Genomic DNA, 21788 nt, shown 5'->3' with positions numbered 1-21788 from the left:
CGAAATCTATTCATTTAAAGCTGCCTGCAGGGCTTGGAGATTTTGGCGCATGATCGCAATATAATCAAGCTGTTTGGAAATATCCTCTTCCGTCAACCCTTCAATCGGATTTAATACAGCAGTGGTTGCTCCGATTTCAGCGGCAATCGTTTCTGCAACGTTTGAAGCGACAAGCGTTTCAAAGAAAATGGTGTTAACGTTATTTTCCTTGGCGAATTCAATAATCTTGGCCATTTGCGATGCCGATGGCTCCTGATCAGGGGACAGGCCTGCTATCGGTACCTGGGTTAAGCCGTATTCTTTGGCCAAATACCCGAACGCAGCATGCTGGGTGATGAAGTCTTTTCTCTTGGAATCCTTCAAGCCTTCTTTAAACTCCTGATCCAACGCCTCCAGCTTGCTTACGTAGGCATCTGCATTCGCTTTGTAGGCATCCTTATGCTGAGGATCTGCTTCGGCCAAGCCTTGTTCAATATTACGCACTTGCTGAATAGCAAGAGCAGGTGAAAGCCACACATGGGGATCAAGACCGCCGTGATCATGATGATGCCCGCCTTCTGCGCCATGGTCATGGGCATGCTCATCTTCGTGGCTATGTTCACCTTCTGCGCCATGGTCATGCGCATGTTCATCTTCGTGGCTATGTTCACCTTCTGCGCCATGGTCATGCGCATGTTCATCCTCGTGGCTATGTTCGCCTTCTGCGCCATGGTCATGGGCATGTTCATCTTCTTGGCTATGTTCACCTTCTGCGCCATGGTCATGCGAATGGGAATGCCCTTCGCCTTCCATGATCTCTATTCCTTGACTTGCCTCAATTACCTTCAGATCGCGATCTTTTACGCTATCCAGTACCTGATCGATCCAGCTCTCCATACCGGCACCGTTATAGACAATCACGTCAGCATCAGCAATGCCTGCCATATCCTGCGGCGTAGGTTCCCAGTCATGCGGTTCAACCCCTGCCGGAACCAAATTCTCGACATCCGCCATATCACCAGCAACTTGGCGCGTGAATTCATACATCGGATAGAAGCTTGTTTTAATCTTTAATTTTGCTGCTGTTGATGTATCTGTTACTTGGCTATTTGTTGTATTCATGCTTCCATTGGATTCACTTGGCTTGGCAGAGCCGCAGCCCGCGACAGCCAATGCTGCGGATAATGAAAAAGCGGCAAGGATTCGTTTATAACTCTTAATCATGATTAATAACTCCTCTTACTTTCGGTTTGTTTATTTGTACAGATCTTCGATTTCGCAATTGCAATAGCTTCTGAATGAATACAGCTATGAGCAAGAACCCTAACAAAATGAGAGCAATCGTGCCACCAGGCGGCGAATTCAAATAGTAGGAGGCGGTTAGTCCCGAGAAAACGCCAACCCATCCTGTAAGGACGGCTACGCCCATGGCAGCTATAAACCCGGGAGCAATCCGGAGTGCGATCGAGGCTGGAAGTACAATAAGTGCCGATACTAGCAATACGCCAACGATCGGCATGGAAGCAGCGACCGTCATGCCTGTAAACACGGCGAATAAAAAGGAAAGAAGCGAAACCCGAGTCCCTGAAATCGCAGCAGTCTCCTCATCGAAGGCAAAGTTATAAAGGGGCCGGCGTAAGGCAACAAAAAACACCAGCCCTAATGCGGCTACGATGGCAATCAAAGCGAGCTGGGTATCACTGACCGCAACGATGGATCCAAAAAGGTAGGAACTAAAGCTTTTATTCAAATGCGGATTCAAACTCATCAGGACGACGGCCACTGCCAGTCCGGACGTCATGATAATGGCGACCGGCACCTCGGTGTAGGTTCGGTATACCCTTCGAAGCTGTTCAATGACAAGCGCTCCGATAATGGCGATCACAAATCCGCTTATCGTCGGATTGAGATGCAGGAACGATCCTAATGCCACCCCTGCCAGCGATACATGGGAGAGGGTGTCAGCCATAAGCACCTGCCGTCGAAGCATTAAATATACGCCGAGGATCGGAGCGATAACACCAATCAGGCCTCCTGCCCAAAACGCACGCTGCATGAATTCGTAACCGAGCATCGCCATCCCGTATCCTCCTTTCGTTCCAGATGGACGACCCGGTCCAGGTAAGGATCGATTTCCTCCAATGCATGGGTAACCATGATCACCGTTTTTCCTCTATGTTTCACATAGTGATCCAGCAGCTCGTATAACTCTTTACGGCTCGCTTCATCCATCCCGGTTGTTGGCTCATCAAGGATTAGCGCCTCCGGCTCCTGAGCCAACGCTCTGGCAATACAAACCCGTTGCTTCTGACCCCCTGACAATTCACCAATCTTATGGTTGCGATATTTCCACATTCCCACTTCCATCAGGCTTTTCTTGACGGCCTCATGATCGCTGGCTGCAAACCGTTTGAACAACCCGAGACGATGATAACGGCCTGAACGAACAAGTTCGATGACTTTGCTGGGGAAACCGGCATTAAACGAAGCCACAAGCTGGGGAACATAACCAACCGTTATTGGTGATCCGTCCTCCGATACACGATTCATTTCAATCGTTCCGCTCCAAGGCTTGGTCAAGCCCAGCATCAATTTCAGCAGGGTCGATTTCGCTGCACCATTGGGACCTGAAATCGCGATAAATTGCCCGGTATGGATATCCAGTGACAGGTCCTGGATAACAGTTCGATCTCCGTATCCAAACACGACGTCGCGCATGGAGGACAAAATCATTTCAATCTCTTCCTTCCTCATGACAGAACATTCAACACTGTCTTGCGTAATAATTACGATTAATAACACTGCCTATATTAACGTGTCTCGCGATGCAGCGTATATCTTTTCAATCTAGGGCAATACTTGCGCATTTCCAAACGCTCAGGATGATTTTTCTTATTTTTGGTTGTCGTGTAATTCCGATCTCCCGTTTCGGCGCATGCCAATGTAACGATGACTCTCATATTTTGCATCCTCCTTATTAGTAATTTTTACGATTAGAAATCGTAATCTCTATGTGTATCCTTTGTCAATCCCCAATCGGATGATGACTTCTATTAATAAGCAGCGACAATTATTGGTTTATACTCTTCAATCGCGTTCTGCATATGCTTCATCTGAAGAGGCATTCGCTCAATAATCGCTTTACGTTTTGCTTTTAGCACAATTTGCTCGATATCAGCAAAGCTGCACCTTGCAAGCTGCCGGCAAGTTTCAGTGAAAATTGACGGATCACATTCAAATTCGCCAATGAGAATTTCAATATATTGCTTCATTTGCTCCTGCCCAGGCACGGTATAGATTAACTTCGTATCGAACCGGCGCCATATCGCCTGATCCAGATCCTTTTCCAAATTGGTGGCGGCCATTATAATGCTCCGGTCTCCAAAATCATCCAAGCATTGGAGCAACGTATTTACAGCACGCGCCATCTCCTTGACTTCATCGTTGTTATCTCGAGTCCGGGCTATGGCATCGAATTCGTCCATAAACAGGACACACGGGAACGCGCTGGCATAATCGAATATTTTACGGATATTGCTTCCGGTTTCCCCCAAATGACTGTGAATGATCGCGTCCAAGCGAACCAAGACAAGTGGAAGCTCAAGGACCTTAGCCATGTAAAAAGCCGTTAACGTCTTACCTGTTCCGGGAAGTCCGTACATGACAATCTTGTTTGGAACCGGCACGCCATGCTGTTCAAACTCCTCCCTCATTCCTAAAATTTCAATAAATTCTTTCACAATTCTTTGATTGACTTCTGACAAAATGAGATGCTTTGCCTTTCTGGTACATTCTTTGGGTGAATATAGGTTTGCCATGTCAATTCCCTTCGCACGGGGAAGACGCTGGCTCGCATTACTTTTACTCATGAATGGCTGCTGCTCCTTCAGTGTATATAATCAGTTATGCAATCCAAGGCAATGGATTCTCAAAGCACGCCCAATTCAAGCTCATTTCCCCATCGGTAAGCAGACACTGATCCAACGCAGCCTCAATATGCTCTCGGTCCATATCGATCCCGATCATCACCAACTCGGTTTGCCGGTCTCCCCAATGGGTGTCCCATTTCACCCGTACATCCTCCTCGGTTCGTAAAATCTCCTCTCTTTCGGCTGCAGGAAGCGCGGCAACCCAATATCCGGCGGGTCCAAACTGAATCGAAGGGCCAGCTTGGCTTAAGCTTGCCGCAACATCTCCATCTGCAGCCAACCACACCAGTCCTTTGGCTCGAACAACCTGTTCAGGCCATTCCCCCATGAATTCAGCCAACCGGGATGGATGAAAGGGCCTTCTGCGGCGATACACGAAGGAGCTGATTCCATACTCTTCGGTCTCCGGGACATGCGCTTCTTTTTGCAATTCCTGGATCCATCCGGCTGACAAACTTACACGTTCAAAATCAAACAATCCCGTATTCAAGATCTCCGACGGATCGACCTGTCCATGCCGGGTACGAATGATCTTGGCGCTTGGCTGCAGCTTCCGAAGGACAGCTTCAAGCTTGTTCAATTCCGCGTCATCCACGAGATCACATTTATTTAGGAGCAGTACATCGCAGGTTTCGATCTGATCGATCAGCAAATCCACGACATCACGATCATCTTCGCTTCCCGCGCCCTGATTGCGGTCCAGAAGGCTCTGACCGGATGCGAAATCCTGCCAGAATCGATTCGCGTCCACGACGGTGACCAAACAATCGAGCTTGGCCAGATTCGTTAAATCGATCCCTGTCTCTTCGTCGGCATATGTAAATGTCTGAGCGACCGGGATCGGTTCGCTGATGCCTGTGGATTCAATCAGAATGTAATCAAACCGTTGTTCGCTCGCGAGTTTTTCGATTTCCTTCATTAAATCATCTCGCAGCGTGCAGCATATGCATCCGTTGGACATCTCAACCAGCTTCTCTTCCGTGCGGGATAAGGACGCCTCTCCCTTAACCAGTGCTGCATCAATGTTAATCTCGCTCATGTCATTTACAATGACAGCGACCTTCAGGCCTTGCCGGTTATTCAGTACGTGATTTAATACCGTCGTTTTTCCCGAGCCTAGATACCCGCTGAGTACCGTTACGGGGATTTGTTGTTGTGTCATTGCATTCTTCTCCTTGTGACTTGATATTGGACTTAAAATAGACTAATCCATATTATTCGTAATGATTACGATTTATGACAACCCTAATATAATTGCTTTTATTCAAAATGTCAAACGTCCATATTTCGATACGGCAGTTCGTTAGGATCACAAATCATCTTGGCTCCAAAAAAACCACAGCGAATAGACCAAAGATGATCATGGATCCCTGGTCTACCAGCCCTTGATTTTGTAAGCGTTGAGCAATTCCTCATCCTTCACGATGAACGACTGAATGGGGCAGGAATATGGGCGTTCCCGCCACAGGATCCTTCAACACCGTAGCGTGTATTCCGAACACTTCCTGCAGCACAGCTTCAGTCAGCACTCGATCCGGCGTACCATCCCGTACAATCCGCCCGTCCTTTAGAACAACCATGCGATCCGCGTATCTCGCCGCCTGATTCAAATCATGAAGCACAACAATGATCGTAGTCCCCCTCTCCTGGTTCAGCCTCCTAACGAGCTCCAGTATCTCCAACTGATGTCGAACATCCAGAAATGTCGTGGGCTCATCCAGCATTAACACGGGAGTCGACTGCGCGATCGCCATGGCAATCCACGCTCGCTGCCTTTCTCCCCCCGAGAGAGAATCCAGCGGCCGCTGCTCGAAAGCTTGCATACCGGTAACTTTAAGCGCTTCTTCGATCGCAGCATGATCCTGCTTTTTCAACATCCGCAGCGGACCTACATGAGGATACCGTCCCTGCTCTACCAGCTCTCTGACCGTAATGGCCATCGGAACCTCCGGTGACTGAGGGAGTATCGCCATCTTCCTTGCCAAGGACCTCGGAGATTCTTTTGCAATGGCATGCCCATCCAGATATACACACCCTTTCTGCGGCATAAGCAGCCGTGCCATGGTTTTAAGCAGCGTGGATTTGCCGGATCCGTTGGTGCCCAAGAGCGCAGTCACACCACCCGATAGGATATCCATAGACAGCTCTTTGAGGATGGGTTTGTCGTTATATCGCAGCTCTATGTTCTGAGCTTCCAGCAAGGGTTTTTGGGATTGATCTTCTTTCATCTTCGTCTCTGTCTCCTTGTTCGTTGAAACATTCAATGTGATTTTCTTTTTTGCTTAATGAGATACAGAAAAAAAGGAGCCCCCATAAAGGCGGTAACTGCCCCTACCGGAAGGGAAACTTGCGAGCTTAAACCGAATACATGCAGCTCGAACGATACGGCCTGGGCAATGACATCGGCGCCGAGCAGCAGCACGCCTGTGACAACCGTACTGAAAGGGAATAATCTTCTTGCATCTTGGCCTACCAGTCTCCTTGCAATATGAGGACCGATAAGACCAATAAATCCGATCGCGCCAACAGCTGCAACCGCTCCTGCGGTCAGCAATGCCGCCAGGATGAGCATCATCCATCTCATTCGACGAACAGACACGCCCAGACTAGCCGCCGTAGACTGCCCTAATTGCAACGCATTCGCAGCTCCAGCGCTAAGAAGACCGAGAGGGATGATGACTAATGCCCAAGGACAAAGCATATCCCAATGCACCCATACCCGGCCATTAAGGGAGCCGATCATCCATAACAAGATGCTGCCGACCGCTTCCGTATGCCGGAGCAGGATCAATGAGGTGCAGGATTGCAATACGCTGCCCGTTAGTATTCCGACTAACGCAAGCCTGGTGATATCCATTCCCTTGCCAAGACTTAATGCGTTAACAAAAAGGACGGTGCCGATGCCGCCGGTCCATGCAACCAAAGGAAGATACCTCGTCGCATCCCCTAAACCGTCAGCAAATGTGATCCAAATGACGATCATCAACACCGAGCCTGCCGATACGCCGAGTAATCCCGGCTCTGCCAACGGGTTGCGGGTTATGGACTGAAGAATCGCTCCTGCCAAGCCCAGCATGGCGCCCGCTACAAGCGCAATCAAAGTCCTTGGCAATCGAAGCTGCCATATGATTTGTCGATGGTGTGCCTCTTCATGTACGTTCGCCAATGCACGCAGAATATGCTGCGGTGAAACCACCACTTTGCCAAATGCGATATGCATGACACACAGAATCAGGACAAGCAGCAAGGCTGCCAGGAGTCCGATCTTATATGTCATCTCATAGGGATTGCGATTACGGATCAGCTTGTTCATTCTGAAGACCGCCCCCCAAGCTTACGCAAAAACAATCCGATAATAACAGGTCCGCCGATTAAAGTCGTCCAAAGCCCGACAGGCACTTCCCTGGGCATAAACACGGTTCGTGCCAGGATATCGGCCGTTGTTAACAGGACGGCTCCGAGCATTGCCGAGAATGGAAGAACGAACTTTGCGTCATATTGCTGTGATAGGCTCCGTATCAGGTGTGGAGCGATCAAGGCAATATAGCCAATAGGTCCGCACTGGGATACAACCGCTGCCGTCATCGTGCAGCATACGATGAGCAGATAAATACGCACCCGCATGACATGAAGTCCCAGTCCTTCGGCCGTCTCGCTCCCCAAGCGCAGTACGTTCAAAGATCTGGCGAAGCTTAAGGAAAGGGGAATCGTAACGAGCGCCCAAGGCAACAGATGACCGACATGAGTCCAATTGCGGTTCGCCAAATTCCCCATCAGAAACGTAAACAAGAGGCTCGCACTATTGGATGACCCCATCGTAATCACCCATACCACCAATCCGTTCATGATCGCAGTGACAGCAGCGCCGATAAGGATAATATGTATGCCTCCATTTCTTCCCCCGGCTGCCAAAATAACCACAGCCCCGCCTATAAGTCCTCCAAGAAGGGCAAACCATGGCTGCATGCCATAGGAGACGGGAACATGTAAAACCGTAACAAGAGCCATCATAAACGAAGCTCCCGAAGAAACACCTAACAACTCCGGACTTGCTAATGAATTTCGAAGTCCATCCTGCAGAAGAACGCCGCATAATCCCAGCATCGCTCCGGCAATGCAACCTAATACGATTCGAGGAAGCCTGATCTCCAGAACGGACACCCTCTCGAGTTCGGTTCCCCCGTTAAAGAACAGCAGCTGCTGCAAACCTGACCAGGATATTTCCGGGTAGCCGTACTTCATGCCGATTGATATCACAGCAGCCATCGTGAAAAACAATGCAAAAAAAAGGGGCGCTCCCCCTATTTTTGCTCTCTTGATTATGGTGGGATCGGTACGCTGCAAAGCTATTCCACCGCTTTCTTATAAAGCTCGGGATACATGTGGCTCATCGCTTCGTCTAAAATGATGCCGAGCGACCGCGTTCCCCTGCCGCTGGCCCATACGGATGTACGCATCTCATGAACCTGTCCATTCTTCACCGCGCGGAGTCTGGACCACAGCGGGTTCGTCTTGAATTGCTCGGATAATGGCTGTGAGTCGGGGCTGAACGTGAAAGTTTCGACAAAAATATAATCCGGATCGTTCTCAAGCACCTTTTCCAAAGAATAAGCCATCCCCCCTGCTTGGTGGCCGCCGTCAGCCTCGGGTGCAGGCCATGGGTATTGCGTGACTTCCGCCAGCACTGAGCCCACAAGCGACCCGGCCGTATCGATCCCGAAATTTACATCAGACCCGTACATCACCAATGCGGTCTTATCCTTCGGACTGTGTTCCTTGTAGTAATTGAATTTATCCAGCAAGCGCTTCTCGGCCGCTTCGGCTTCGGTTACTCTTCCGGTCAGCTGGCCCATATGCTGCAGGAACTCGATCGATTCTTGCATACTCTTGGGCTGAACGATATATAGCGGAGCAATGCCGGCTAAGCCTTCCCGCAACCCTTCATGGGTTCCTTCCAATCCGATGACAATATCCGGTCCCGCCAACGAAATATCCTCCAAATTGGGTTCAAAGAAGCTTCCTCCGATTTTTCCAAGGCTTGCTGCTTCTTCACCATAAAATTCCGGTTCAGGCGCAAGTCCTCCTGCCGTTACCGCAGCAGGTTTCAATCCCAGCTCAACCAGGGCATCTACGCAGATCTCTGTTAAACACGCGACCTTCTCCACCGGCAGGGCAACGGATATCTCCGTTCCGGTTACATCCTTGAATGTCGCTTCGGCGCTTGTTCTTTCCTCATTTGACGCTGTCTCCTCAGCATTTGACGCGGCCCCTTCACCATGTGGCGCCATCCCTCCAGCATTTAGCGTTGCCTCTTCATCACTTGGCACTACCCCTCCAGCATTTAACGCTCCCCCTTCAGCATTTGGATCCATTCTGTCCGTTGCGGTCTCAGTCGCCGTTTTTTGAGGAACACTGCTGCAGCCAGAAATGAGTGCTGCAATTATCAAAAATACGATACCTAGACGTTTGCGCATATGGTACATCCCCTTACCTATAGTTGTAATAATTACAAATTAAACGCATGAAAATCACTGAACTGCCCATGAAAATGATATGTATTCCCTTCTTAATCACATTGATCTCCACCACCTAAAATACATTATCGAGGTAATTAAATTGTAATTATTACTATTAAATTCGAAAGAAATATAGCATGCCGCCATGAAATAGTCAACATATTTTTCCAAGAAGATTCGTCGCGGATTAGACAAAAATCCCGATCGCTTACATACAAAAAAGCCGCGGCAACGCGGCCTCTTGGACTAATATGCTATTGTCTTCTCACCGTTACCGATCCCTCGCCTCTATTAAAACTTCCTTCAATTCTCCATTCTTCCGACCCGCCGACATCAGTGGCATGCTGATCCCGTTGTCCTTATTGATCTTGCAGTTTCTTTCCAATGGGGTCATCGGACAGATTTACCAGAATCGATAAATCGTTAATTAATTTGATCTTAACAAAAGAGTCATTCGCCGAATGGTTGATCCCTGACACATGTACGCTTCCTTTACTTCTCGGGTCATCGGGATTATAAATAAAGGAAACTTCATAATCGGAAGCCCCTTTTTTGTACACATAGTTATACACGTATTCATCTGTGTCATTACTGAATGAATGAACAAAAAACTGCCCCTCTTTCCCGCTTTGTCTAGCTTTAGCCAACCAATCACGGACCTGCTCACTATGTTCAGGTTCAACTTGATTTAACTCGTAAGAAATTACCTTAGACATCCTATTGTCCAGATCAGGCACGTTGTCTTCTTTACCTGAACATCCCGTCATCAACAGCATCAGCAAAATGAAACCTATAATGTATTTCATCGCTCTCCCTTTCATCCTTTGATTCCCAATTGACTTCCCGAAATCGTCGCATGCCTGGTGCAATAACAGCCCGACTCCCGCGAAGATTAGCTAATTCGTATGCTGTCTAATGATTCATTTGTATGCCTTTCCAGCACGGTACCATTCACCTGAATGTAAAAAGTATTGAACCAACCATAGCTTTAATGGTGTTCATTTCGTTCAGTGCCGTTCAAACCTAAACACCGCCCAGCTCATACTTAAACCTCAACTCGGACAGGGGCAGGTTCCCTCAAGTTTCTCCGCTCATTCTACCATACTATAACGGATCTTAGGGAAATTACCATTCAGCAGCAATCGGAAGCACCTTCCGTATGCGGAGTAATGAGCAACCTTCACACATCGGGGCCAGCACTTGCACGCTCCGCTGAGCTACCTTCACACATCGAGGCCCCACCACCAGCGCAGCAAAAAGCCGCTCAGGACGTACACACCTGAGCGGCTTTCCCCCTTCCCCCCACTGATAGGGGGGAAGGGACGCTTCCACCAACGGTTAGGCCTCGAACGGTAAGAACTTCAACGGAGCAGGCGGAATGGGGCTGGAGAAACGTGAGTGGTCGCCTTTGTCTCCGGATTTCCCCATTTACCAATCCCTTTCAAGAAATCCGGTGACAACAGCGATAAGAGGCACCATCCGCATGCGGAGTGATGAGCTACCTTCACACTTCGAGGCCCCAACTGCACGCTCCACTGACCCTCACACTTCGAAGCTGCACCTACACGCTCCGTTTGAGCATCCTTCAATACTTCAGAGCCTGCACCTTCACACATCGAGGCCCCACCACCAGCACAGCAAAAAGCCGCTCAGGACGTATACACCTGAGCGGCTTTCCCCCTTCCCCCCACTGATAGGGGGGAAGGGCCGCTTCCACCAACGGTTGGCCTCGAACGGTAAGACTTCAACGGAGCAGGCGGAATGGGGCTGGAGAAACGAAGTGGTCGCCTTTGTCTCCGGATTTCCCCATTTACCAATCCCATTCAAGAAATCCGGTGACAACAGCGATCGGAGGCACCATCCGCATGCGGGGTGATGAGCTACCTTCACGCATCGAAGCTGCACCTGCACTCCCCACTGAGTTCCCTTCACGCCTAGGAGCATCACCTACTGAAGCACCATCCGCATGCGAAGTGATGAATTACCTTCACACTTCGAAGCTGCACCTGCGCGCACACTGAGCAACCTCCACTTATCGAAGCCCTGCACTTGCACGTGCTACGCCGAACAACCTTCACGCTTAACCCGCAATCTTCTTCCCACGCTCAAGCCGGACAATTTGCTCTTCACCACTGTCAGCCAGCTCACGGAACTGGTCGATCGTCTCCCGCATCTTCGGAAGGGCCTGCTGCTTAAAGGTGCTGATAGCCTCCATCGCCTCGAATGTATCGGCAAACGCCTTCTTCAGCACATCCACCGAAACACTGCTGTTAATGGCTTGCTTCTGGATGGCCACCCCTTGGGATTTCAACATCTTCGCTGTCCCTTCGATGAAGGTGTTTGTCGTCTTGTTCAGCGCCTCAATCTTCTCTAATACAATCTTCTGATTGTACAGGGCGCTCGCTACCGTGACCGCGACACGCAATGCCGACACGGTAACCGTCTTCGCCCGATCTACCCCGCGAATCAGCTCCTTATTGTTGCGGATCAGAACCTCAAAGGCCAAATAGCCCTGTTGATTCACCGCAAGCATCTGCTGCATATCCATCAAACGCTGACGCAGAGGGAAGAGGACCTCTTCCGAGATAAAACGAATCTTCTCCGGATCGCCGCCGCGCTCCTGCTCCAAAGTCAGCTCCTGCTCAATCCGCTGGTCCATGAACATTCCGAGCTGAATCTCCTTCTGAAGCTGTTTCGTGAGATCGCGAAGGAACTGCTGTTCAATCTCAAGCGTCGTGTTATCGTTTTTGAGGGTCGCCTTGCCTTTATCCAAGGTTTCTACGATTTCCGAAATGACTTCATCCGCTTTCTTGAATTTCACAAAGTAGGCACGAACCGGATTAAAGAGCTTTCCGAGAAAGCCTGTTTTGAGAAAATCAATCCCGCTGGGATCCAGATCCTTCAGATGGAGATGAAGCTCCGTGAGTCCCTTGGCTACAGGCCCGCCTTCATCGCCGGCCTTCGACAGCTTACCGACGGTCACTTTGAGCAAGGAGTTTTTGTCAGAGGACTGGCGCATCGTGCCCATCCCGAAAGAATCGATGCTGGTCAGAATGCCCCGGCGCTGTTCAAGCGAGTCCAGGTCAATGTCCATCAAGGACTTTACATTGGTCTCGGCCTGCGTCATCAGCTGCTTCATTTCTTCATCGACAGGAGCGACTTGTTCCTCCAGCACCGTCTTGATTTCATTCTCATTTGGTACAGTCATTGTAAAAGTCATACAAAAACCCCCTTTAACCGAATATATAATGTGTTACATTTGCACATTCAGCAATTGGCCGATCTTATAGACAACGTCGTCGGTGTCGGCATTGATGCTTGCAGCTTCATTGATGCTTGAAATCTTCTGAAGGGCTTCAATGTCCGCGTTGTAGCCGATCGTGTAAATCGGAATTTTAAACGCCTCAATCAAGCCTTGGACATCCTTTAGCTTACTGCCCCGGTTCGTATCCCCGTCGCTCAGTACGAAAATGACCGGCTTCGTATTCGGATTCGCGGCGATTTCATCCTGCAGCAGCTTCATGGCTACGACAATCCCGTCAAATGTAGCGGTGTTGCCCTCCGGAACCAGGTTCTCGGCGGCACCGACGAACAGGGACTGCTGGTTCGTGTCATACTTCCCGATCGGGAGGTTGATGGTGACATCATCCGAATAGGAGACAAGACCGATGCTGTTCTGTGAACCCAGATACTTCTGACCTTGAATCAAGGATTGCCGTAAGCGATTAATCGGTTCACCGGACATACTGCCCGACACGTCGGTTACAAACACAGCCGTAATGGAGGCTCCGCCATTTTTCTTGTCCTTCCAAAGCTTCTGCGCCCGGGAAATGGTTCCGCCGTTCACGACTTTGGCTTCCGGTTTATAGTCTGCCAGCTGGTTAAAACCGTATTTGCTCGCGCTCTTCTGATATTTATCCTGAGCGGCAAAGTCGGCAAACTTCTTCAAGATTTGTTTCTTAAGCGCCGGGGTATCCCCAAGGGCATACAGCGGGCTGTCGTGTCTTACGCCAAACGGAACGAATTCATAGGCTGACCGAAGCTCGGCTTCATTAAAGAAGGTTTGATATTCCAGAACAAAAGCATCCAATCGCCCGGATTCGGCGGCTTCCCTCATCTGCAGTGTGGTTAATGCAAGGAATGGGACGTTGGCCTGGAATTTTTCAAATCCTTCGACGGCCTTGTCACTCAGCAGATTTTTGCTGTCGAACGCGCTAAGCGCAGCGACCAGGAAATTGAGTCCGGTCGAGCTGGCAAACGGATCCGTGTAACCCATCGACAGCTCGCTGGCTGCAATCGCTTCCGTTACCGTTTTGATGTTAACCTCGCCATACTTGCTCTTCAGCTCATCATATTTTCCTTTATCGATCACGATGCCCGGAACATTCCCGTTCAGGCTCTTCGAGATCCGTTCGGTCTTAATACCGCCCGATTTGATCATCTCCATCCACAATTCATTAGATGGCGTAAAGGCATCCGGCACGTATTTGCCGGACTTTATGTAGTCTGCCGCAGTTCCCGAGTTAATGCTTCGGATCATCACAGACACAGGCTTTCCATTGACGGTGACTTTGGCTTTATTGAAATCCGTCGCCACCTCATTCAACCATCCGTCGACCCCTGACCCTGCTTTCTCGGGTGAAGAGAAGATTTCAACGAAATGAGGTGTGGAGTTTTTGACCGAGACCGGGAACTTATCGATGTCGGGCAGGGATTCCGCCACGTCCACCGGATTTAAATCAATCTGTCCTTTAATGGGCTCTGGTGTTTTGACTTTAATCTTACTGTACAGCTTATCAAGCTTCTTCGTGGCCTCCTCAGCTGTTAGCGGCTGAGCCCCGCTCCCAAGATTCGAAGTGGCACTGATTCCGAAATAGACGACTGCAAAAACGACAACTACAATTGCGGCAAGAAAACCAATGACTTTACCTCTGCCGGACATTCCATGACCCCTTTCAGTCTTTGTACAGTTTGGTTTGGCTGATCAGAGCATCGATTTCTTTCATGCAAGCCATGTTTTCAATGCTCTCTAAATCCAAGCTTCCTAGACGAGCAATCTCAAGAAGGAGCTTATCTAGCTTTAATAAAATTTCTTCATTCGTATTTAAGGATTCATTCACAAAATTAAGGTACTCATTGTAAACCTCGATCTTCTCCTCAATGATTCGCGCTGAGAGCTTTTTGTTCTTTCGCAAATCAGCAATCGCGGCAAAATCAGAGACACTGAACACGCCAAGCTTATTGAGAATGCTTTTGATATTCATGTAAAACAGGTTCTCGACCTCATGGATTACGGAATTGAACTTTTTATAGCTCAATTCGGACGCATCAAATCGCTGCTCCAATACCTCCAGCAGTTTCAGCTTCCGGTTCTTCATCCGGTCCAGCTGATTTAACGCAAGCTCTACATCTTGCTTAAGCACCGCAATGGAACGGTAGCGGCTCATGGCCTCCACGTAGTCCTCATGCGTAACAACCTCTTTCTTCGTCTTCACAACCGGCTTCGGTTTAAACAGGTATGTATAACTTCCATAAACTAAAGCGATCAAGCTCGCTGCAAGAAAAGCAGCCCCGAAAGCAACGATCAGGGGACTCTCGGCTTTAAGAGATACCCCAAGAAAGCCTCTGGACCAAACCAATATGTTTGTGACAATGACGATTGTGATCAAAAGGAAGAACTTTTTGAACTTAGGCTCGCTCAATACCCATCACCAACTTCACGCATCGTTATAAAACCACCCTTTTGATGTCCTGTTTTGTTAGCAAATTATACCATAGACAAGCCTACTTTTCTTTGCATTTTAATCGAGAATTGGAAGAAGTAGTCACTTTTTTGGGAGAAAACTCGAATGAACCTCTCCGCATTTACCTATATTATACGGTCCTCCTGCCCGGAGGTTTCCTGTTAGTTTCGTAATGGAAGGAAATCCGTCTTAACGGTATAGAGGAACCGCAACAATCTCCCAATAAAAATATAGAGCTGCACCCACCTGATTCAGAGGGCACAGCTCTATTTCATATTTAATAAATTCAGCTATCATCAACGCCGAAGATGATTGGCAAGAGCAGCTAAGCGATAAAAAGCCGGCTTCGGCCTGTGCCGCTCATCGAACAGCAGCGGCCAGTTTTTGCGCCCACGTACCGGAAAATCGCTGAGCCAGGTGTGGTCGTCCGCAGCTCCCCAGAACGTCACCGCGCTAATTACATCGCTGTATTCCTTAAGCAGCTTGAACACGGCTTCGTAGAATTCAGCCTGCTGTTCCAGCATTCCCGGTTCAGGCTCGGTCAGATCGGCCCGCTTATCTTCGAAACGGAATACCGACACATCCAGTTCCGTGAGCTGGAGCTGCAATCCTAGCGAAGCATATTTTTCGATGGCTGCCCGGATGTCATCCAAGGACGGGTTGAACAGATTCCAGTGTGCCTGCAGGCCAATGCCGTGAATAGGTACTCCCCGGTCCAGAAGAGACTTGACCAAGGTATAAATTTTATCCCGTTTGCTTGGATGGGACTCATTGTAGTCGTTGTAGAACAACAGCGCATTCGGGTCGGCAGCATGCGCGTATTCAAACGTTTTGGCGATGAATTCGTCCCCGGCGATTTCCGTCCAGCTGGAGGTACGCAGCAACTGATCGCCGTCATCGGCAATGACCTCGTTCACAACGTCCCAAGCGTAAATATCGCCCTTATATCTGCCTACTACCGTTTGGATATGCGAACGGATTCTTTCATAAAGCACGGCTTTGCTCACGAGCTGATTCTGCTTGTCGCGGAACAACCAATCGGTGGTCTGGTTATGCCACACCAGCGTATGTCCGCGGACAGCCATCCCGTGTTTGCGCGCGAAGTCCACGATTTGATCCGCTTCCTCGAAGGTGTAAAGCTCTTCCTCTGGGTGAACGCTGGCGAACTTCATTTCGTTTTCCGCCGTAATGCTGTTAAAGTGATGCGTAAGCAGACTCTCCTGCGACTTGATCGTATTACTACTGACCGCCGCACCTATATGGAAGTCTTCCGCGAATATGTCTTTAAGTGCGGACTCGGCCGGTACCGATACATTCATATCTCTTCCTCCTTACCAATCCTGGTCTCAAACCAGTCAAAGCTGGCTGAGCCCGAAGCGGGTTTCCCATTACCGCTTGCGTAGAGTCCGATAAGCACTCCGGTAAAGCACATTTTGTTTACGAAATCCTCCGGTGACAGCGGCTTGGCGGCTCCCTTGCCGAGCCGGATCCACTCAAGCCCGTCCAGCGAATAGGACAACGAATAGCCGGTTACGTCCGAGCTAATCTTTAAATATACCGAGTCCGCATGGACCGGTACTTCCGCCGCCAATTTGGATTCGCCTCTTACGGTCAGTCTGGCGCCGATCATCTTCCGCCCATCTTCCTGCTTTAGAAAAATTTCATAATGGGCGTCCTCATCCCTTCTTGCGCATATCCCCGCTTCCTCGCCATCGCGGATCGCACCGAATTCAAGCAAAGTCCTCCATTCCGCCCGGACATGTTGTTGGCGTCTGCCTACAAAAGCAACCTGACCCACGTCATTTAAGCCGGCGGACTGTCCTCTCAAGGTAAGCCAGCCTTCTCGCTCGGTTAACGACCAGCTTCCTTCCGCCGGGTTCCGAAGGAAGGTCCAGCCATGCCGGAGCTTAGGCTCATCAAAATCATCCTTGCCTTCGAACAGGGCCATCGGCCCGGACTTTATCCTCTCTGGCGTCCCCGGTAACCGTTTTACGCGCATATCGAGATTTACGGTGCCTTCATTGTTGTCGATCATCGGCCATCCCTCGTCATTCCAGGTTACAGGAGCAAGAAATGTCTCCCTGCCGAGTACGCTGTATCCCGAATCAACAAGTCGAACGCCAAGAAATACTGCCCACCAATCACCGTTCATATCATCCACGAGGTCCGCATGGCCTAAATACTGAATGGGGTGCTCGATCCCCCGGTGTGTCAGAATCGGATGCGGATACAGCTCGAACGGCCCATAGGGACTCGCGCTCCGTCCGATAATTTCCCGGTGATCCTTCGCCGTGCCGCCGGAAGCGGACATGATGTAATACATGCCGTTTATTTTGTACAAGTGGGGCCCTTCCGTCCATGGACCGCCGTCCCCCCTCCAGATGACTACCGGCTCGGACAACGCTTTTCCGGTGGCAATGTCAATTTCGTACTGGATGGCATGGGAGTCGTAATCAGCACCCTGCTGGGCGGTCACATATACTTTGCCGTCATCGTCGAAGAACAAAGAGGGATCGATCCCACCATACGGGACCAGGATCGGATCGGACCATGGGCCGGCCGGATCCTGGGTGGTTACGTAAAAGTTCCCAATTCCATAAACATCCGTCGTAATCATATAGAACGTTCCGTTATGGTACCTTAGCGTCGGTGCATAGATTCCGTCCGAGCTTCGCCGTGCCCTCAGATCCAGCTGGCTGTCCCGGTCCAGCACATGCCCGATTTGTTCCCAATCTGCTAAATTACGACTGCGGAAAATCGGCACGGCCGGGAAATATTCAAATGAACTGCAAACCATATAAAAGTCATCCCCTGCCCGGACAATGCTCGGGTCTGGATAAAACCCCGGAAGAACTGGGTTCGCATAACTGATTGCATGTATCGTCATGTTCTACTCCTTAACACTGCCGACATTCAGACCGACAACAAAGTACTTTTGCATGAACGGATAAACCAGCAGAATCGGAACCGATGCCACGACCGTTACGGCAGCGCGAATTGAAATCGGCGTTACCATGTTCACCGCAGCGTCCTGCGTCATCCCGGCTCCGGCAGCCACTGCCGGGTTGCTGTTCGCGTTCATACTGGATGACAGCAACTTCATCAGCTCATACTGCAAAGTGCTCAGCTCTTGGCGTGAGGAGGTATAGATGAATGCATCGAACCAGGAGTTCCAAGCCCCCACGGCCACGAACAGCGCAATGGTTGCCAGCACGGGTTTACACAGCGGGAAGATGATCCGAATGAAGATTTTAAAATCTCCGGCTCCATCAATTCTTGCCGATTCAACCAAGCTTTCCGGAATCGTTCCGATATACGTCCGGATAACGATCATATTGAATGCGCTGATCATCGACGGGATCACATATACCCAGAACGAATTCAGCAGGTGCAAGTCCTTCATCAGAAAATATCCAGGAATCAAACCGGCGTTAAAGTACATCGTCAGAATAAAGATCAAGGTAATCGGCTTGCGGAATACATATTCCCGACGGCTCAGCGTATACGCCAGCATCGTGGTCAAGACCAGATTCAGCAGCGTTGAAAGCACCGTTCGTGCCACGGAAATCCAGAACGCGTCATATATCGTTCCCGAAGCGAATACCGCCTTGTAATTCTGCCAAGTAAATTCCCTCGGCCAGAGATAGATTCCCCCCCGGATCGTATCATTCCCCGCATTCAGGGAAACGACGATCGTGTTCAGGAACGGATATAATGTGACAACGACAAGACCAATCATAAACAAGGTATTGAACGTATTAAAAAGGATCGGCTCTACTCTTTTTTTTCTGACGGATTTAGGCGCTGCGGCAGCAGTTGCTGGCCCAGGGCTGATTGTTTGATTTGCCATTATAGCAGCCTCTCTTCCCCTAGCCGTTTCGCGACTCCGTTTGCAATCAATAACAGCGTCACACTAACGACCGTTTTAAATATACCGGCAGCCGTTGCTAATGAGTAATTGCCTTGGGCAAGCCCGTACTTCAGTACGAATATGTCAATCGTTTGCGACCAGTCGACAACAAGACCGTTGCCCAGCAAGTATTGAACCTCGAAGCCTGCCTCCAAAATGTGACCGACCTGCATGATCAACAGAATGATAATCGTTGGCTTAATGCCCGGCAAAGTGACATGGAACATTTTCCGATAGCGGCTTGCCCCGTCCATATCGGCAGCCTCATAAAGCGCCGGGTCGATGGATGCCATCGCAGCCAAATATATAATCGTATTCCAGCCGACTTCTTTCCAAACATGCGACGCTCCGACGATTCCCCAGAAGTATTTGCCTTCACTGAGCCATTGGATCGGCTCCTTGATGAGATGCAGCTTCATAAGGACATCATTGATGATTCCGTCTGAAGCCAAGCTCGTCGCCACAATCCCGGTTACGATGATCCAGGATAGAAAGTGCGGAAGATAGGAGATCGTCTGTACGGTTCTTTTCCAAAATACTTTCTTGATTTCATTCAGTAATAACGCAAGAATAATTGCAGTCGTAAAGCCGAGAATCATATTGATAACACTCATTGCGAGCGTATTGCGAAGCACTTGCAGGAAACTATCATCCTTAAAAAGAAATTCAAAATGTTTAAATCCTACCCACTTCTGTTCACTAAAGTCTCTAGCCGGCTTGTAGTCCTGGAAAGCCATGGTCCATCCCCAGATGGGAACATAGGCAAACAAGATGATGTAAGCCATCAGAGGCACTGACATATAGATCAACTGTCTCTGTTCTTTGAGGACGGCCCAGGTGATTTTCTTGTTTTTCTTAGGCTTCCGGACGGCAGAGTCTTTGACAAAGGTCTCTTCCATAAGTTTGTTCTCCCCAAAACCCCATATTTCGTAAACAAGGAAGGCATGAAGCCTTCCCGTTTCCGATTCATGTATCTTCCGCTGCCTTACTTAACAGACCAAGTGTCTCTTCTCCATTGCAGCACTTCATTAATCCGATCTTCATAAGCCTTGATGTTGAGCTTGCGGATTTCAGTGACGTACTCATCCCAGACGCTGTCGAATTCTTCCGGTTTAGCTAGAATGGCTTTCGGTAAGTACTTCGTGGACAACTCATTTTGCTTCGTATTCACGATTTTCGCTTCAGATCCGTCTACCAGGTCGACAGACCATGCCGGGTACGCGATGTCGTTCTCAGGAGCCGGACTGAAGAAGTCGACATAGCTGTTGAATCCGTATTGGGCGAGGAAGTTCTTGTCATACTCTTTCATGCCTGCCAGAATTTCTTCAGGCTGGGCAGCCGCATCTGTCGCGTTGCCGTCCGAGAATAAACCTTCCATTTTTGGGGCTTGGCCGTAGAAGGAATCGGCTTTATTCGCGAGCTTCCAGGTTGCATCGGTAAACTGGTCGCGCTGCTCTTGCGTTTTCATGAATCGGCCGTCTTTAACGATGTAATCTTCCCCTTCGATCCCCCAGGCCAAGATTTTTTGCCAATCTTCTTGAATCAGCGTATCCAACAATTTGATAATTCGGATAGCCTGTTCTTCGGATGCATTGACCGTAATCCCGAACCCGTTATTGAGGTTCAGAGCCGGGCGGTCTTTGTAATGATCCCGGATGCCTTCATCAAAGACAAGCGGAAGACCGACATATGTTCTTTCATCTTTCTTCTGGGTAATCAGCGCGTTTTCAGCGCTTTGGAAGTTCCAGTGCTGGTCAAACATACCAAGGACTGCGCCGCTGGAGATTTTCGCCATATACTGGTCGAAGTTTTGAGTGAACGTTTCTTTGTCGATGATGCCCAGGGCATTCATCTCGTTCAGCTTTTTATAATAGCGTTTGGCATAGTCCTTATCGGCAAAAATTTCCGCCTTGCCGTCTTTAACGACTACGCCGCCATCGTTCGGATGACCGATCAAATGCTGAGGAGCATTGAACAGACCCCAGTTTTTCCAGTCATAGTTCAGAATTTCAAAGCCGATCGTCGGCGTACCGTCGATGGTCGGATGCTTTTCCTTGTATTGTTTAATCAAGTCAAAATATTGATCCAAGGTTTTAACCTCTGGATATCCCGCCTCTGCCAAAACGTCCTTCTGAATCCAGAAGGCTGGGCCCGAATACCAAGACGAGGTAACGTCAGCATTCGTTACGCCGTAGTTTGGTAGATTGTAAATATGACCGTCGTTCGGGTCTTTCATCATGTTCCAGTACTTCTCATAATGCTTCTTCAAGTTTGGCGCATGCTCTTCAATCAAATCCTCGAGCGGGATAAAGGCACCGGCAGCTGTCAGCTTTTGATTCGCTGTCATCATGTCCGGATAATCGCCCCCTGCGATCATAACGCCGAGCTTCTGGTCAATATCGCCAGCTAGGAACTCGAATTTGAAGGATGCCCCTGTCTTTTCTCTGATTAATTTATAAATCTTGTTGTCAGGTGTTGGTTGCTGGTCGGGCTGACCGATGAAAACCGAAATTTCAAACGGCTCCACTCCATTCGCGACATTTTCCCCGGCTTCCTGTCCGTTATTATCGTTCTTGGCGGCTCCCTTGTTGTTACCGCCGCTGCAAGCCGATAGTACGAGACCGAGCGAAAGCAGCAGCACCATGCTGAACCGGAGTACCGACTTTTTCTTTCCCCCCATTTAAAGCACCTCCGAAATGATATGGTTACT

The 21788-nt window shown here is 49.4% G+C and carries 19 protein-coding genes; all 19 read right to left on the bottom strand.

Annotated features, from left to right (window positions below; genetic code table 11):
* Positions 1 to 6: 6 nt before the first annotated feature.
* Positions 7 to 1203: a metal ABC transporter substrate-binding protein gene (locus MKX76_RS01940; protein ID WP_341032856.1), complete on the bottom strand. Its 1197-nt coding sequence runs from the start codon at positions 1201 to 1203 to the stop codon at positions 7 to 9.
* Complete coding sequence (locus tag MKX76_RS01935) at positions 1196 to 2059, bottom strand: metal ABC transporter permease (protein ID WP_341032855.1); 864 nt, start codon at positions 2057 to 2059, stop codon at positions 1196 to 1198. Before MKX76_RS01935 ends, MKX76_RS01940 begins: the two co-directional genes overlap by 8 nt.
* Entirely contained in the window at positions 2005 to 2712 is a 708-nt protein-coding gene (locus tag MKX76_RS01930) for a metal ABC transporter ATP-binding protein (RefSeq protein WP_341035012.1), read from the bottom strand. The genes MKX76_RS01935 and MKX76_RS01930 overlap by 55 nt, the downstream gene beginning before the upstream one ends.
* A gap of 77 nt (positions 2713 to 2789) precedes the next feature.
* Positions 2790 to 2939, bottom strand: a complete 150-nt coding sequence (rpmG, locus tag MKX76_RS01925; RefSeq protein ID WP_341032854.1) for a 50S ribosomal protein L33 — start codon at positions 2937 to 2939, stop codon at positions 2790 to 2792.
* Positions 2940 to 3032: 93 nt separating this feature from the next.
* Positions 3033 to 3848, bottom strand: a complete 816-nt coding sequence (locus tag MKX76_RS01920) for an AAA family ATPase (RefSeq protein ID WP_341032853.1) — start codon at positions 3846 to 3848, stop codon at positions 3033 to 3035.
* 34 nt (positions 3849 to 3882) lie between these two features.
* Positions 3883 to 5070 carry a GTP-binding protein gene (locus tag MKX76_RS01915; protein WP_341032851.1) on the bottom strand — a complete coding sequence of 396 codons (1188 nt, stop codon included), beginning with the start codon at positions 5068 to 5070 and terminating at the stop codon, positions 3883 to 3885.
* Positions 5071 to 5320: 250 nt separating this feature from the next.
* Entirely contained in the window at positions 5321 to 6136 is an 816-nt protein-coding gene (locus tag MKX76_RS01910) for an ABC transporter ATP-binding protein (RefSeq protein ID WP_007127869.1), read from the bottom strand.
* Between the two features lie 32 nt (positions 6137 to 6168).
* Positions 6169 to 7221 carry a FecCD family ABC transporter permease gene (locus MKX76_RS01905; RefSeq protein WP_341032849.1) on the bottom strand — a complete coding sequence of 351 codons (1053 nt, stop codon included), beginning with the start codon at positions 7219 to 7221 and terminating at the stop codon, positions 6169 to 6171.
* Positions 7218 to 8174 carry a FecCD family ABC transporter permease gene (locus MKX76_RS01900; RefSeq protein WP_341032847.1) on the bottom strand — a complete coding sequence of 319 codons (957 nt, stop codon included), beginning with the start codon at positions 8172 to 8174 and terminating at the stop codon, positions 7218 to 7220. Before MKX76_RS01900 ends, MKX76_RS01905 begins: the two co-directional genes overlap by 4 nt.
* A gap of 80 nt (positions 8175 to 8254) precedes the next feature.
* On the bottom strand, positions 8255 to 9196 hold the full coding sequence (locus tag MKX76_RS01895) for an ABC transporter substrate-binding protein (RefSeq protein ID WP_341032845.1): 942 nt from the start codon (positions 9194 to 9196) through the stop codon (positions 8255 to 8257).
* Between the two features lie 587 nt (positions 9197 to 9783).
* On the bottom strand, positions 9784 to 10230 hold the full coding sequence (locus tag MKX76_RS01890; protein WP_341032844.1) for a hypothetical protein: 447 nt from the start codon (positions 10228 to 10230) through the stop codon (positions 9784 to 9786).
* 1274 nt (positions 10231 to 11504) lie between these two features.
* Entirely contained in the window at positions 11505 to 12644 is a 1140-nt protein-coding gene (locus MKX76_RS01885; RefSeq protein WP_007127863.1) for a toxic anion resistance protein, read from the bottom strand.
* Positions 12645 to 12677: 33 nt separating this feature from the next.
* A complete protein-coding gene (locus MKX76_RS01880; protein WP_341032842.1) occupies positions 12678 to 14366 on the bottom strand; it encodes a substrate-binding and vWA domain-containing protein in 1689 nt (562 codons plus the stop codon).
* A gap of 13 nt (positions 14367 to 14379) precedes the next feature.
* Positions 14380 to 15126: a hypothetical protein gene (locus MKX76_RS01875; RefSeq protein WP_007127861.1), complete on the bottom strand. Its 747-nt coding sequence runs from the start codon at positions 15124 to 15126 to the stop codon at positions 14380 to 14382.
* A gap of 338 nt (positions 15127 to 15464) precedes the next feature.
* Positions 15465 to 16487, bottom strand: coding sequence for an endo-1,4-beta-xylanase (locus MKX76_RS01870; RefSeq protein WP_340900000.1), 1023 nt, complete (start codon positions 16485 to 16487; stop codon positions 15465 to 15467).
* Entirely contained in the window at positions 16484 to 18055 is a 1572-nt protein-coding gene (locus MKX76_RS01865; RefSeq protein ID WP_007127859.1) for a glycoside hydrolase family 43 protein, read from the bottom strand. Before MKX76_RS01865 ends, MKX76_RS01870 begins: the two co-directional genes overlap by 4 nt.
* A 3-nt stretch (positions 18056 to 18058) precedes the next feature.
* Complete coding sequence (locus MKX76_RS01860) at positions 18059 to 19018, bottom strand: carbohydrate ABC transporter permease (RefSeq protein WP_007127858.1); 960 nt, start codon at positions 19016 to 19018, stop codon at positions 18059 to 18061.
* A complete protein-coding gene (locus MKX76_RS01855) occupies positions 19018 to 19977 on the bottom strand; it encodes an ABC transporter permease (protein WP_007127857.1) in 960 nt (319 codons plus the stop codon). Before MKX76_RS01855 ends, MKX76_RS01860 begins: the two co-directional genes overlap by 1 nt.
* 86 nt (positions 19978 to 20063) lie before the next feature.
* On the bottom strand, positions 20064 to 21758 hold the full coding sequence (locus tag MKX76_RS01850) for a hypothetical protein (protein ID WP_007127856.1): 1695 nt from the start codon (positions 21756 to 21758) through the stop codon (positions 20064 to 20066).
* Positions 21759 to 21788 lie beyond the last annotated feature (30 nt).

The organism is Paenibacillus sp. FSL R5-0810, assembly GCF_038002285.1.
Classification (GTDB): Bacteria; Bacillota; Bacilli; order Paenibacillales; family Paenibacillaceae; genus Paenibacillus_AQ; species Paenibacillus_AQ lactis.
The sequence above is the reverse complement of the archived record's forward strand: the minus strand, read 5'-3'. Positions and strand labels throughout refer to the sequence as shown.

Coding starts and splice junctions, on each gene's coding strand:
- MKX76_RS01940 (WP_341032856.1), bottom strand. CDS start 1,203: ATGATTAAGAGTTATAAACGAATCCTTGCCGCTTTTTCATTATCCGCA.
- MKX76_RS01935 (WP_341032855.1), bottom strand. CDS start 2,059: ATGGCGATGCTCGGTTACGAATTCATGCAGCGTGCGTTTTGGGCAGGA.
- MKX76_RS01930 (WP_341035012.1), bottom strand. CDS start 2,712: ATGATTTTGTCCTCCATGCGCGACGTCGTGTTTGGATACGGAGATCGA.
- rpmG (WP_341032854.1), bottom strand. CDS start 2,939: ATGAGAGTCATCGTTACATTGGCATGCGCCGAAACGGGAGATCGGAAT.
- MKX76_RS01920 (WP_341032853.1), bottom strand. CDS start 3,848: ATGAGTAAAAGTAATGCGAGCCAGCGTCTTCCCCGTGCGAAGGGAATT.
- MKX76_RS01915 (WP_341032851.1), bottom strand. CDS start 5,070: ATGACACAACAACAAATCCCCGTAACGGTACTCAGCGGGTATCTAGGC.
- MKX76_RS01910 (WP_007127869.1), bottom strand. CDS start 6,136: ATGAAAGAAGATCAATCCCAAAAACCCTTGCTGGAAGCTCAGAACATA.
- MKX76_RS01905 (WP_341032849.1), bottom strand. CDS start 7,221: ATGAACAAGCTGATCCGTAATCGCAATCCCTATGAGATGACATATAAG.
- MKX76_RS01900 (WP_341032847.1), bottom strand. CDS start 8,174: ATGGCTGCTGTGATATCAATCGGCATGAAGTACGGCTACCCGGAAATA.
- MKX76_RS01895 (WP_341032845.1), bottom strand. CDS start 9,196: ATGGCGCCACATGGTGAAGGGGCCGCGTCAAATGCTGAGGAGACAGCG.
- MKX76_RS01890 (WP_341032844.1), bottom strand. CDS start 10,230: ATGAAATACATTATAGGTTTCATTTTGCTGATGCTGTTGATGACGGGA.
- MKX76_RS01885 (WP_007127863.1), bottom strand. CDS start 12,644: ATGACTTTTACAATGACTGTACCAAATGAGAATGAAATCAAGACGGTG.
- MKX76_RS01880 (WP_341032842.1), bottom strand. CDS start 14,366: ATGTCCGGCAGAGGTAAAGTCATTGGTTTTCTTGCCGCAATTGTAGTT.
- MKX76_RS01870 (WP_340900000.1), bottom strand. CDS start 16,487: ATGAATGTATCGGTACCGGCCGAGTCCGCACTTAAAGACATATTCGCG.
- MKX76_RS01865 (WP_007127859.1), bottom strand. CDS start 18,055: ATGACGATACATGCAATCAGTTATGCGAACCCAGTTCTTCCGGGGTTT.
- MKX76_RS01860 (WP_007127858.1), bottom strand. CDS start 19,018: ATGGCAAATCAAACAATCAGCCCTGGGCCAGCAACTGCTGCCGCAGCG.
- MKX76_RS01855 (WP_007127857.1), bottom strand. CDS start 19,977: ATGGAAGAGACCTTTGTCAAAGACTCTGCCGTCCGGAAGCCTAAGAAA.
- MKX76_RS01850 (WP_007127856.1), bottom strand. CDS start 21,758: ATGGGGGGAAAGAAAAAGTCGGTACTCCGGTTCAGCATGGTGCTGCTG.